Annotated in this window: 13 protein-coding genes; 5 read left to right on the top strand and 8 right to left on the bottom strand. The window is 29.0% G+C overall.

The window, feature by feature from the left end; all coding sequences use genetic code 11:
• Positions 1-128 precede the first annotated feature (128 nt).
• From BMY86_RS02105 to BMY86_RS02095, 3 genes are all read left to right on the top strand, one after another.
• Positions 129-386: a hypothetical protein gene (locus tag BMY86_RS02105; RefSeq protein ID WP_143065579.1), complete on the top strand. Its 258-nt coding sequence runs from the start codon at positions 129-131 to the stop codon at positions 384-386.
• Positions 387-500: 114 nt separating this feature from the next.
• Positions 501-1,037, top strand: coding sequence for a hypothetical protein (locus tag BMY86_RS02100; protein ID WP_091464555.1), 537 nt, complete (start codon positions 501-503; stop codon positions 1,035-1,037).
• A gap of 61 nt (positions 1,038-1,098) precedes the next feature.
• Entirely contained in the window at positions 1,099-1,563 is a 465-nt protein-coding gene (locus tag BMY86_RS02095) for a hypothetical protein (protein WP_091464552.1), read from the top strand.
• A gap of 79 nt (positions 1,564-1,642) precedes the next feature.
• Here the strand turns inward: BMY86_RS02095 and BMY86_RS02090 are convergent, their stop codons facing one another.
• Both BMY86_RS02090 and BMY86_RS02085 read right to left on the bottom strand, forming a co-directional pair.
• Complete coding sequence (locus BMY86_RS02090; RefSeq protein ID WP_091464549.1) at positions 1,643-2,188, bottom strand: PepSY-associated TM helix domain-containing protein; 546 nt, start codon at positions 2,186-2,188, stop codon at positions 1,643-1,645.
• A 23-nt stretch (positions 2,189-2,211) separates the two neighbouring features.
• Complete coding sequence (locus BMY86_RS02085) at positions 2,212-4,461, bottom strand: TonB-dependent siderophore receptor (RefSeq protein WP_091464547.1); 2,250 nt, start codon at positions 4,459-4,461, stop codon at positions 2,212-2,214.
• 187 nt (positions 4,462-4,648) lie between these two features.
• Here BMY86_RS02085 and prfA point away from each other — a divergent pair, with 187 nt between their 5' ends.
• Both prfA and BMY86_RS02075 read left to right on the top strand, forming a co-directional pair.
• Positions 4,649-5,722: a peptide chain release factor 1 gene (gene prfA / locus BMY86_RS02080; protein ID WP_091464544.1), complete on the top strand. Its 1,074-nt coding sequence runs from the start codon at positions 4,649-4,651 to the stop codon at positions 5,720-5,722.
• Positions 5,723-5,868: 146 nt separating this feature from the next.
• On the top strand, positions 5,869-6,801 hold the full coding sequence (locus tag BMY86_RS02075) for a LysR substrate-binding domain-containing protein (RefSeq protein ID WP_091464541.1): 933 nt from the start codon (positions 5,869-5,871) through the stop codon (positions 6,799-6,801).
• 82 nt (positions 6,802-6,883) lie between these two features.
• On the opposite strand, the gene BMY86_RS02070 is transcribed toward BMY86_RS02075, so the two are convergent.
• From BMY86_RS02070 to BMY86_RS02045, 6 genes are read right to left on the bottom strand one after another with little or no spacing between them, the layout of a single operon-like run.
• Positions 6,884-7,516, bottom strand: coding sequence for a tetratricopeptide repeat protein (locus BMY86_RS02070; protein ID WP_091464539.1), 633 nt, complete (start codon positions 7,514-7,516; stop codon positions 6,884-6,886).
• Between the two features lie 9 nt (positions 7,517-7,525).
• Positions 7,526-8,146: an L-threonylcarbamoyladenylate synthase gene (locus BMY86_RS02065; protein WP_091464536.1), complete on the bottom strand. Its 621-nt coding sequence runs from the start codon at positions 8,144-8,146 to the stop codon at positions 7,526-7,528.
• Positions 8,147-8,189: 43 nt separating this feature from the next.
• On the bottom strand, positions 8,190-8,807 hold the full coding sequence (locus tag BMY86_RS02060; protein ID WP_091464533.1) for a hypothetical protein: 618 nt from the start codon (positions 8,805-8,807) through the stop codon (positions 8,190-8,192).
• A 24-nt stretch (positions 8,808-8,831) separates the two neighbouring features.
• The gene (locus BMY86_RS02055) at positions 8,832-9,428 is read right to left on the bottom strand and encodes a hypothetical protein (RefSeq protein WP_091464530.1); all 597 of its coding nucleotides are present in this window, start codon (positions 9,426-9,428) and stop codon (positions 8,832-8,834) included.
• A gap of 40 nt (positions 9,429-9,468) precedes the next feature.
• Positions 9,469-9,963: a hypothetical protein gene (locus BMY86_RS02050; protein WP_143065578.1), complete on the bottom strand. Its 495-nt coding sequence runs from the start codon at positions 9,961-9,963 to the stop codon at positions 9,469-9,471.
• 49 nt (positions 9,964-10,012) lie between these two features.
• Complete coding sequence (locus BMY86_RS02045) at positions 10,013-12,346, bottom strand: ATP-dependent helicase (protein ID WP_091464523.1); 2,334 nt, start codon at positions 12,344-12,346, stop codon at positions 10,013-10,015.
• Between the last annotated feature and the right edge of the window lie 47 nt (positions 12,347-12,393).

Genomic DNA, 12,393 nt, shown 5'->3' with positions numbered 1-12,393 from the left:
AAACCTCGAAATTTATTTTTCGAGGTTTTTTTTGTGAGAAATTTTTCATATTTAATCAATTTCTTATATTTGAATAAATTAGAATTTTTAATTTATTAAGACAATCTGAATACTAAAACATGCTAAACATGAAAAAAAATAACTTTTCCGAATTATCAAATGAAGATTTACTAAAAAAACATAAAATTGTAAAAAGTGCAACCATTGGATTAGGAATTTGCTTTGTCATTGCACTATCATTATTACTTTATATTCTTATTGAAAAAGAATTTAAAAACATCAATATCGCTACAATTTTACCCGTTTTTATGATGCCTATAACTTTTACACCTTTACTATTAAATTTAGGTTTAATTAAAAAGGAAATTAAATCTAGAAATTTATAAACTCATAAAACCTCGTAATTATTTTTCGGGGTTTATTATTTATTATAATAAAATATAAAATGCTTTCAATATTCAAAAAACAAAGTGTTATGTAATCTCAAATTAAAATTAAATATGTATAAAAAAATAATATTTCTTTTTATCCTTTTATTAAATTTTACTTCATGCAAACAAAAAAAAGAATTTGAAAAATATGATAAAAATGGAAATCCTATTGTATATAATGAAGAAGAATATTTCAAGATATGGACAAAAGATAAAAACATAAAAGTTACAATAATTGATACTTTTTGTATAAACCAAAAAAAAAGAGCATTAAAAGATATTCAAAAAGACGATTTAATTTATTTTCGACCAGATTTTCTTGAATACAATATTTTATCAAATAAATTAAAAAAATATGGGATAAAAACAAAAGGATTTCATAGAAGTTGTTTAAGATTTGGTGAGTTTGAACCATATTGCTATCAAGATGAAATGTATAACGAAATTTGCAAAAGATTCGGTGAGAATTTTTTGGATTCATTAACTCAAGAAGCTAAAAAAGAATTTGTAATAAAAAATCCAAAACAAAGATATATTGAAGATGGAATAGATTTAAGAGAAAAATATCTAAAAGAAATTAAATCTAAAAACATTCCTAATAAATAAAAATAAATTTTCAGCCATTAAAAAAAACAGAAGAAATAATTGTTTTTGAAAAATAAAATAAATGAATCTTATCGAAACCAAAATATTAAACGAGAACGAGAAACTACAGATTTCTAATTTATGGAATAATGAATACCCAACTACTTTAACCTTTTCTGATTCTTTAGGATTTGAAGTATATTTAAATACGTTATCGGAAACTGTTCATTATATCATGAAAGATGATAACCAAACTATTTTAGCGTGGGGTTGTAAATTTACAAGAGATCATGAAAAATGGTTTGCCATAATTCTAGATCAAAAAATACAAGGCTTAGGTAAAGGAACGAAAATTTTAAATGCTATAAAAACTAATGAATCTCAATTAAATGCTTGGGTAATTGATAAAGAAATGTATGTAAAACAAAACGGTGAAATTTATAAATCGCCTTTACATTTTTATCTTAAAAATTCATTTGAAATTTGTTCAGAAATTCGAATAGAAAATGAAAAATTATCCGCAGTAAAAATCATTTGGAAAAAGTAATTTTCTTTATGAATTCCAATAAAAAAACTCCGTCCCGATTACATCGGTACGGAGTTTTAGCTTAAACTAACTTTAAAATTTAACCTATAAATATCAAGACTAGTAAAGGAATAACAATTCCGGCTACTGCCAATTTCCAACCTCTACGAGCAAATGTGTTTTTACCATGTGTAATCATAATTGCTCCTGTAATAGCAATTGTAATTAAGGATAAACCGAAAATATCAGAATAATATATCCACCAGTTTGAAGTACTTTTATGTAACTTCATAGCCTGACTGATAATTGGTGTTTTGTTAAATGCAACAATTTCACCTTTACCTGTTTCCATATCAATTTCTACATCATGTTTTTCGAAAGAAATTTTAAAAGTTCCTTTCTTTACATTATGACGACGCATTTTATCCTCAATACCTAAATCTTTACCTAATTTTTCAGCGTATTCTTCCGTAATTTCTTTTTCTTCAGGAAGTGATACTTGAATTTCTTTTGTTTCAATTGTATATTTTTCAGGATGCCAATGTTCTCTATGGTTCATTAAAATTCCAGAAAAAGCAAAGGAAATAATTAATCCGATATAAAAATATCCTAAGTCGCGGTGAAGGTTTCTTCTATTTAAGTTCATAATTATATTAATTTGAGGCAAAATTAGAATTTATATTTGATGCTACCTAATACTTGTCTTGGAGCAATTGGATTCACACTATAATTTTCGTGAACTGTATAGTTTAATTCATTTGTAATGTTTGATAATTTACACAATACAGAAAACTTTTTCCAAGTATATCCTAATGATAAATCTACAGTTGTATAACCTTGAATTGGAATATCACGATCTCTAATTGTTACTGTATAAGTTGCTGGATTAGTAGCTGGAGTAACCGGTGTCCAAACATAATCATCATTCCATCCACCTAATCTATCTCCGATATAATTTGCTAATGCTCCAAAAGAAAGCCCTTTTAATTTTCCATTTTGTAACGTGTAGAAGAAACTTAAGTTTGCTGTACTAGCTGGCGTTCTAGCTACTCTATCTCCTACAATAAAACTACCGTTTGTACCTGAAGTTTTAGTATAACGCATATTATTATAACTATAACCTGCTAAAATATTTAAACCTTCAATTGGTTTAGCAGTAATGTCAATTTCAAAACCTTTACTTTTTGTACTACCACTTAACATTTTAATTGTTGTATCATTATTTACTGAACCATCAGCTTTGTATGGAGCTGTTTGAGCTAAATTACTATTCTCAATTTGGTATAAAGTAACATTTGTAGTTAATTTTCCGTTTAAGAATTCTTTTTTCACTCCTAATTCGTATTGATCAATAATAGAAGCTTCTATAGATTGTAAATTTACATCTGTTCCAGTATTTGGCGTAAATGAATTTGCATAACTAGCAAATAATGATACACTTGAAACCGGTTGGTACACTAAACCTGCTTTTGGAGAAAAGGCTACATCTTTTTTCTTAGGAGAAGTTGTAATTCCTGTTGATACTGAAGAAGTAAAGTTTTCTGTATCTACTTCTTGTTCTTGCCACGACCAACGTAAACCAGCTAATACTTTAAATTTCTCTGTGATTGAAATTAAATCTTGTGCATACATTCCAAATCTCTTTGTATCAGTTTTAACAATTCTTGTAACTTCTGAAGGTAAAACCGGACCTTCATTAGCATAAGAAGAAGGATCAAAAATATTTACAGTATCAAAATTAGCAACTGTTGTACCGTTTGTAGGATTAAAATATCTAAAAGTATAAGCTTCTAAAAATGAATTTTCAAAATCTAAACCAGTAAATAATTGATGTTTGATTTTTCCTGTATTGAAAATACCTTGTAAACTTGCTTGATTTGACACAATTTTTTCTACACTTTTTTGTCTTCCATAAGGTCTGTTTAAATCGCCATTTGCAGCAGGCTGAATACGTTCTGTTCCTCTAGAAATTCTATTATAATGTTGGAAAGAAGAATTAAAATTAAACTTCCAATTGTTGTTGAAAGAATGCGTTAATAAATTAGAAACAGAAGATTGTTTTGTATTTCCATCTGACCATTTTCCACCTAAATAAGTATTACGAGGTAAATCGACAATGGTTTTTCCAATAATTGCTGTTCCGAAATCGGGAGTCCAATTATCATTCATAAAATCTCCTTGTAAAACCATTTCTGTTCTATTGCTTAACTTGAAAAGGAAAGACGGATTAATATAGTAACGTTCTCTTTTTACTACATCTCTAAAACTTTCTGAATTCTCATAAGAACCTACAAAACGATACGCTATAGTATTACTTAAAGGACCATAAAAATCGATAGTTGGCTTGTAAAATGAATAACTTCCCAATTGCATTGAAACTTCTCCACCTGTTTTAAATTTAGGCATTTTAGTCACCATATTTAAGATACCACCTGGAGAAACATTACCAAATAATAAAGCTGAACTTCCTTTTAAAATTTCAACTTTTTCTAATGATGAAACTTCTGGAATAGAACCACTATTAAAACGGAAACCATTTTTAAACATATTGTTTGCCGATAAATCGTATCCTCTTCCGTAAAATGATTCTTGAGCGCCTCCACGAGCTGAAGATACATATACACCATTCGCGTTTTTAACTACATCACTTAAACGAACAGATTGTTGTTGCTCTATAATTTCATGATCAATTTCTTGAACACTTTGTGGTAAATCTTTAACACTGATACCCGATTTAACAATAGTGTTAGTTTTTTTAATTCTATTAGAAGTGACAACTACTTCCTCAATTGTTTTAGTTCTTTTCTTAACTGTATCATTCTCAATTTCTAAAGCAACATCATTTTTTGATTGTTCTGTTTGAGAAAATGCCACATTAGCTGTAACAAATAATCCGAAGGCAAGTATATATTTTTTCATTTTTATTTAGAATAATTTAAAATAACGATGCAAAAGTAAAATCTATAAGATTAAAAAACAAACTTATTTAGATTAAATTTAAATAAAATTAATAAATAACTGATTTTCAGTAAATAAAAAGTTTAAACTTGAAATTTTGAATTGGAATGTAAATATTGTACCTTTGCATTCGCAAAAAATAACAACTATGTTAGACAGATTACAATACGTAAAACAACGCTTCGACGAGATTTCAGATTTAATTATTCAACCTGATGTAATCGCCGACCAAAAGCGTTATGTTCAATTAAATCAAGAATACAAAACGTTAAAAGCTTTAGTTGACAAACGTGAAGAATATATAAATGTTACTGGAAACATTAACGAAGCAAACGAAATTATTGCGGATGGCTCTGATGCTGAAATGGTAGAAATGGCTAAAATGCAATTAGAAGAAGCGAAAGAACGTTTACCAGAATTAGAAGAGGAAATCAAATTCATGTTGATCCCTAAAGATCCTGAAGACGCGAAAAACGTAAAAGTGGAAATTCGTGCAGGTACTGGAGGTGATGAGGCTTCTATTTTCGCTGGAGATTTATTTAAAATGTATACTAAGTTCTGCGAAAGCAAAGGTTGGAGAACTTCTGTTGTAGATTTAAGTGAAGGAACTTCTGGTGGTTTTAAAGAAATCATTTTTGAAGTTACTGGTGAAGATGTTTATGGTACTTTAAAATACGAAGCAGGTGTTCACCGTGTACAACGTGTTCCTCAAACAGAAACACAAGGACGTGTTCATACTTCGGCTGCAACTGTTATGGTTTTACCTGAAGCAGATGAGTTTGATGTACAAATCGACATGAATGATGTTCGTGTAGATTTCTTCTGTTCTTCTGGACCTGGTGGACAATCGGTAAATACAACAAAATCGGCTGTACGTTTAACGCACATTCCTTCTGGATTAGTTGCTCAATGTCAGGATCAGAAATCACAACATAAAAATAAAGACAAAGCTTTAGAAGTTTTACGTTCTCGTTTATACGAACAAGAATTAGCGAAAAAACAAGCTGAAGATGCTATTACTAGAAATTCGCAAGTAAGTTCTGGTGACCGTTCTGCAAAAATTAGAACGTACAATTATCCTCAAGGTCGTGTAACAGATCATAGAATTGGTGTGGATGTTTTCGATATGGACGGCGTTATGTCTGGAAAAATTCATAAATTCATTGACGAATTACAATTAGTATCTAATACAGAGAAATTAAAAGCTTCTGAAGTGTATTAAATTACGATTTTAGATTTGGGATTTACGAAATTCCAATGGAAATAAATAAAAGACTCTGAAATAACTTCAGAGTTTTTTTATAAACTTTTCTTAAACTATAGTTTTTTACAATTGAAATATTTACTTTTATCACAAATATTGATACAATGACCATTACCCAATTATACTACGTATTAGCCGTAGCAGAACACAAAAATTTTACTCTTGCTGCTGAAAAATGTTTCGTAACACAACCAACATTAAGTATGCAAATTCAAAAATTAGAAGAAGAATTAGACATTCAAATTTTTGATAGAACCAAAAAACCTATTGGTTTAACTGATGTTGGTGCTCAAATTGTAACGCAAGCCAAAAATATCGTAAATGAAGCTAATAGAATTAAAGATATTGTAGATCAGCAAAAAGGATATATTGGAGGTGATTTCCGAGTGGGAATTATCCCTACAATTATGCCTACGTTGTTACCCATGTTTTTGAATACTTTTATTAAAAAGTATCCGAAAATAAATATCATTATTGAAGAGTTAACGACTAATGAAATTATTAGTAAATTAAAAAACGGACATTTAGATTGTGCTATTGCTGCTACTCCACTTGATGAAGAAAAGCTAAAAGAAATTGTATTATACTACGAACCATTTGTAGCTTATGTTCCTGAAAGCAGTCAGAATATCAACAAAAAAGAAATTGAAGTAGCCGATTTAGATGTGGAAAAGATTTTGTTGTTACAAGACGGTCATTGCTTTAGAAACAGCATATTAAACTTATGTAAAAACAATAATTTTATTGGAGAAAACCATTTCCAATTAGAAAGCGGAAGTTTTGAAACATTAATTAAATTATCAGATGAAGGTTTAGGAACTACACTGCTACCCTATTTACATACATTAGATTTAAACGAGAAAAACAAAACGAAATTAAAACAATTCGCTAATCCGAAACCATCTAGAGAAGTAAGTTTGATTTTCTCTAAAAACGAATTAAAAATTCATATTATTGATGCGTTGAAAAACACCATTCAAGGAGTAGTTCGTGGTGCAATTGCTTTTAATGATGTGGAAATCGTGAGTCCGAAGTAGTTTTAGTTCTCAGTCGCAGTTTTTAGTATTCAGTTTAATAAATTACAATAGAACTCAGTTATGGTTAAGAACTTTAACTGGGTTATTTTTTTAGCCCTAAATCATTTAAAATATCATCATTACTGATATCGTAATTATTTTTAATTAGTTCTTCAAATAGATCTTTTGCTAATTTTTTTTCTTCCAAAAAATAATAATTATAAGCTAATGTAAATTTTATATCTAAAACCAAATTTGGATTCGTAGTTTTAGCTTTTTCTAGTGCTATTAATGCATATTTATTAGACTCAATATAATTATCTAATTTGGAATATGTAATAGCAGCACAAACATAACCTTGTTCACTTTCAGAATTAAAATCTATATATTTTAGATAACATTCAATTGCTTTATCAAACTTTCTAGAAAACTTATAATTTAAACCTAAATTAAGTAATAAATCACCATTCTCTTTATTTAATACAATTGCCTTTTCATAATTCTCAATAGTTTTTTCAATTTCAAATTTCTTTTCATAACAGAAACCTAAATATCTATAAGTCTTATCATTTAAACTATCCTGTTTTTTAGCTTTTTCAAAGGCCACAATTGCTTTATCTAGATCTTTTTTATTATAATGAGACATTCCATTATTAAACAATTCCTCAAATTTTTTATTTTGAGAAAAAGAACTACCAACTATTAACAATACAACAATTAAAAAATACTTTTTCATATTAATTTATCAAATAATATCAATATCTCCTTTACCTTCTCTCACTACAACTGGTTCATAGCCTGTTAAGTCAATTATTGTTGAGGCTACATTTTCTCCGTAACCACCATCAATAACTAAATCAACTTTATTTTGCCATTTTTCAAAAATTAATTCTGGATCTGTTGAATATTCAATTACCTCATCTTCATCATGTATCGAAGAAGACACGATTGGATTACCTAACATTTCTACAATTTGTAAAGCAATTCTATTATCGGGCACACGAATTCCGACTGTTTTCTTTTTACGAAATTCTTTTGGTAAGTCGTTATTCCCTGGTAAAATAAATGTATAAGGTCCCGGCAAAGCGCGTTTTAATATTTTAAAAGTAGAAGTATCAATTTGTTTTACATAATCTGATAAATTACTCAAACTACTACAAACAAATGAGAAATTTGCTTTTTCTAATTTAATATCTTTCAATTTAGCTAATCGTTCTAAAGCACGAGAATTTGTAATATCGCAACCTATACCATAAACCGTATCCGTAGGATAAATAACTAATCCGCCGTCACGTAAAACCTCAACTACTTTTTTAATTGCAGCTTCGCTTGGTTTGTCTTCGTATATTTTAATGAATTCTGCCATAGTGTTTAGTTTTATTTATTGTAAAGATATAGAATTTAAAAGTTTATCTAATATCCCAAGATTCTAAAATATAATGATTCCAAAGTCCTTTTTTAACATCAATTTCAACTTTGTAGTTTTTTGGGTTTTTGTCTAAATATGGTTTTATGGATTGAGAATCTACATGAATACTTTCAAGATTATTTTTAAAATAAAAAAGAATCATATCTGGACCTTTAGATGTTTTACAAAATTCCTTTACTGTAAATTGAAAAACTTCTATTTTATTATTACTTGCTTCAATTTTATTTGCAATATCCCAAATTATATTCGAAGGCATCCAAAACATAATTACACCAAAAATAAAATACATTAAAACTAAAGTTGGAATTGTAATAATCTTATAAAAATAATTCTTTTCCTTTTTAAGATCACTAATGATATCATTCCAATCCACTTGAAAAAAATTAAATTTAATTGAGACAAAAATACCCGTCAATACCGGAATCCAAAACACAAACACTTCATATCTAATATCAGTTCCAATATAATGCGATTCAATAAAAATATAATATAAAAGAAATAAACCAACAGCAGTCATAAAATATTTATTTAAAAATGCTTGTCTTTTCTTTTGTCTGGTTTTATTGATACCTGAAGTCTTTGGTTTGTGTTTTTTCATTGCTAAATTAAACAAGTAGTAATTTTAGATTTTAATATTGTTTTTTCTAAGAAATTTTGAAACTACCTCATCTTCTTTGATTGTTTTAATAAAGGACGTTTTTAAAGAATCTCTTTGCTCAGAAACCTCTTCATCTGAAGTATCGTAAAATCTAGTATTTTTATGTTTTGTCCAAATTGTTTTAAATTCTTTATTAGTAATTTCAGAGTAAATAGGTTTTTGAACTGCCAACGAATCAGTATCATTTTCAAAATCGAATTCCATCAACAATCTATTTTTATTATATTTTAATTGCAGACCTTTTTCATTAACTGAATACTCACCAATCAATAAATCATTTGCTTCCAAACAATAAGCTACTTCAATAAAATGAATTGAATCGCAAAAATAAAATTGACTCGAACAGCAATCGCAACCCAATTCTAAATTTCCATTTAAATCTAGATGAGGACCAACAATGTATAAATGGTTTTTAAAAACATTCTCAAATTTTGGTTGCACTGCGATTGGCTTTACATTTTCGTTTAAACTATCTGCAGTTTTATTTTCAATTTTTAAATTTTCTTTCTTTGTACAAAAAGCTAAAAACAGAAAACTAAAAACTAATATTATTTTCTTCATCCCATTTTATTTATTTAACCCTTCAAGGGATTCAGATAATTTATTCAATTGTTACTTTTTTCAAATCAATACTAACCTTTGAAATATAATAAATCATAAATAAGGCAAATACATTAAATCTGACTTCAAAAATTGAACTGTCTTTTACCAAACCTAAAATAAACTGTGAAAAGTTAAAGTTTAATCCGAAAAAAGTATCATTCGTTAATTCAAGACTAAATCCAAGTCCGAATCCTAAATAATTCTCATACCAAAATCCGAAAGCAGTAAAAGCAACTAATTGCAAATAAAAACTATACGAGGCCAATTTTAAACCTAATTCATATTTTTTATAAGTTAATAATAACCCATTGTAAATGGAAAACATAAATAATATAAACGGTGAATATAAAGTTACGTAACTAGACAAATTTTGAAACTTATCTAAATTCATTGATAATAAATTAGCAACTTGAAGTACTATTCCAAACAATCCACCAATTATTAGAAAATATTCTAGAAAATTAATTCTACGTAACAATTTGTTTTTACTCATGCTATACTCGGCTCTTTTTACTCTTTACTTTTTACTTGGCTCTTATTAACTACCCAATTACATTTAATTTTGCAAAGCGTAACAATAACTTCTTCAGTCCACCAACATCAAAACGGATTTCAGCTTTTTTATCGGCTCCTACTCCTTCTAAACCTACAATTTCTCCTTTACCAAAACGTTCGTGCATTACAATATTTCCAACCGTTAAATTATTATCAATTAAATTCACTTTTGGTGAACTTGCAGTGCTATTTACCGGTTTTAATCTTCTAATGTTTACTGAAGAAATTGGTTCGTTCTTCGTAATATATTCCGGTGGTGTTCCTGCGGTTGGTTTGGCTAAACGTAATTTCGATTTATCAACATCTCCAAAAATATCTAAATCCATTGTTGGTTTGTATCGATAACCTGTATCCATAGGATTCATATATTCTAAATATTCAGCGTTGATTTCTTCAATAAAACGAGAAGGTTCACTATCTACCAATTTTCCCCAACGGTAACGTGATTGCGCATACGTTAGATACGCCTGATGTTCGGCACGAGTTAAGGCTACATAGAATAATCTTCGCTCTTCTTCCAACTCACTTCGCGTATTCATACTCATCGCACTTGGGAACAAATCTTCTTCCATCCCCACGATAAATACATGAGGGAATTCTAATCCTTTTGCTAAGTGAATCGTCATTAACGCTACTCTATCATCATCACCTGTATCTTTATCCAAATCGGTTGCCAACGCTACATCTTCCAAAAATTCAGCTAATGAACCACGAGCGCCATCAACTTCTTTTTGACCTTCAGTAAAGTCTTTAATACCGTTTAGTAATTCTTCAATATTTTCAATTCTAGCAATTCCTTCTGGCGTTCCGTCTTTTTTCAATTCTTGAACCAAACCTGTTTTCTTAGTTACATGGTCTGTTAATACAAAGGCATCTTGATTTTCATTAATTACTTGAAAACTTTTAATCATCGTTACAAAATCTTGCAACTTCGTTTTCGTTCCCGAATTTAATTTTAAATCGATTTTATCAATATGTTCCATTACTTCAAAAATGGAACGTTTATAATGATTAGCTGCTACGGTTAATTTCTCAACCGTTGTATCTCCAATTCCTCTTGCTGGATAATTGATTACACGAACTAAAGCTTCTTCGTCTTTTGGGTTGATTACCAATCGTAAATACGCTAATACATCTTTTATTTCTTTACGTTGATAGAATGATAATCCACCATAAATTCTATACGGAATATCTCTTTTACGTAAAGCATCTTCCATAGCACGAGATTGCGCATTAGTACGATACAAAATTGCGAAATGCGAATTCATCAATTGATGTTGCATTTTTGTTTCGAAAATAGTACTCGCTACAAAACGTCCTTCTTCACCATCGGTAATACTTCTATGAACTTTAATTTTCGGTCCATCATCATTAGAAGTCCAAACAATTTTATCAAGCTTGGTTTTATTTTTATCGATTACGTTATTAGCGGCTTCAACAATATTTTTAGAAGAACGATAATTTTGTTCTAATCGGTACATTTTAACGCCTTCGTAATCTTTTTGGAAGTTTAAAATGTTATTGATGTTCGCGCCACGGAACGCATAAATACTTTGCGCATCATCTCCAACTACACATATATTTTGAAAACGATCGGAAAGTGCTTTTACAATTAGATATTGCGAATGATTCGTATCTTGATACTCATCTACTAATATATATCTAAATCGATCTTGGTATTTCGCTAATACATCAGGAAAACGGTTTAATAATTCGTTTGTTTTTAATAACAAATCATCAAAATCCATCGCACCTGCTTTAAAACAACGCTCTACATAATTGTTGTAAATATCTCCTAATCGAGGTTTCTTACTCATCGCATCCGCTTCTTGTAATTCCGGATTATTGAAATACGCACGAACCGTAATTAACGAGTTTTTATATTGGGAAATTCGACCTAATATTTGTTTGGGTTTATAGACATCTTTGTCTAATTGCATTTCTTTGATAATTTGCCCAATTAATCTTGCCGAATCTTGCGAATCATAAATTGTAAAATTAGAAGGATACCCTAATTTTTCCGATTCAATACGAAGAATTTTTGCAAATACAGAATGGAACGTTCCCATCCATAAGTTTTTTGCTTCATTATTTCCAACAATATCTGCAATACGTTTTTTCATTTCACGTGCTGCTTTGTTGGTAAATGTTAAGGCTAAAATGTTAAATGCATCAACACCTTGATACATCAAATTAGCAATTCTAACGGTTAATACACGAGTTTTTCCAGAACCTGCACCTGCAATTACAATCATGGCACCATCTTTTTGAATAACTGGTGCACGTTGCGCTTCATTTAATTGGTCTATGTATTGTTGCATTTTTATTGGGAAATTTGTAAAAAACAAAAATACAGATTATGAAGTGA

It is taken from the genome of Flavobacterium urocaniciphilum (assembly GCF_900110615.1).
Taxonomy (GTDB): domain Bacteria; phylum Bacteroidota; class Bacteroidia; order Flavobacteriales; family Flavobacteriaceae; genus Flavobacterium; species Flavobacterium urocaniciphilum.
The sequence above is the reverse complement of the archived record's forward strand: the minus strand, read 5'-3'. Positions and strand labels throughout refer to the sequence as shown.

What these genes read in the sequence shown, in the direction of transcription:
- BMY86_RS02100 (WP_091464555.1), top strand. Translation starts at nt 501, where the DNA reads ATGTATAAAAAAATAATATTTCTTTTTATCCTTTTATTAAATTTTACT.
- BMY86_RS02060 (WP_091464533.1), bottom strand. Translation starts at nt 8,807, where the DNA reads ATGAAAAAACACAAACCAAAGACTTCAGGTATCAATAAAACCAGACAA.
- BMY86_RS02065 (WP_091464536.1), bottom strand. Translation starts at nt 8,146, where the DNA reads ATGGCAGAATTCATTAAAATATACGAAGACAAACCAAGCGAAGCTGCA.
- prfA (WP_091464544.1), top strand. Translation starts at nt 4,649, where the DNA reads ATGTTAGACAGATTACAATACGTAAAACAACGCTTCGACGAGATTTCA.
- BMY86_RS02105 (WP_143065579.1), top strand. Translation starts at nt 129, where the DNA reads ATGAAAAAAAATAACTTTTCCGAATTATCAAATGAAGATTTACTAAAA.
- BMY86_RS02055 (WP_091464530.1), bottom strand. Translation starts at nt 9,428, where the DNA reads ATGAAGAAAATAATATTAGTTTTTAGTTTTCTGTTTTTAGCTTTTTGT.
- BMY86_RS02070 (WP_091464539.1), bottom strand. Translation starts at nt 7,516, where the DNA reads ATGAAAAAGTATTTTTTAATTGTTGTATTGTTAATAGTTGGTAGTTCT.
- BMY86_RS02090 (WP_091464549.1), bottom strand. Translation starts at nt 2,188, where the DNA reads ATGAACTTAAATAGAAGAAACCTTCACCGCGACTTAGGATATTTTTAT.
- BMY86_RS02085 (WP_091464547.1), bottom strand. Translation starts at nt 4,461, where the DNA reads ATGAAAAAATATATACTTGCCTTCGGATTATTTGTTACAGCTAATGTG.
- BMY86_RS02050 (WP_143065578.1), bottom strand. Translation starts at nt 9,963, where the DNA reads ATGAGTAAAAACAAATTGTTACGTAGAATTAATTTTCTAGAATATTTT.
- BMY86_RS02095 (WP_091464552.1), top strand. Translation starts at nt 1,099, where the DNA reads ATGAATCTTATCGAAACCAAAATATTAAACGAGAACGAGAAACTACAG.
- BMY86_RS02075 (WP_091464541.1), top strand. Translation starts at nt 5,869, where the DNA reads ATGACCATTACCCAATTATACTACGTATTAGCCGTAGCAGAACACAAA.
- BMY86_RS02045 (WP_091464523.1), bottom strand. Translation starts at nt 12,346, where the DNA reads ATGCAACAATACATAGACCAATTAAATGAAGCGCAACGTGCACCAGTT.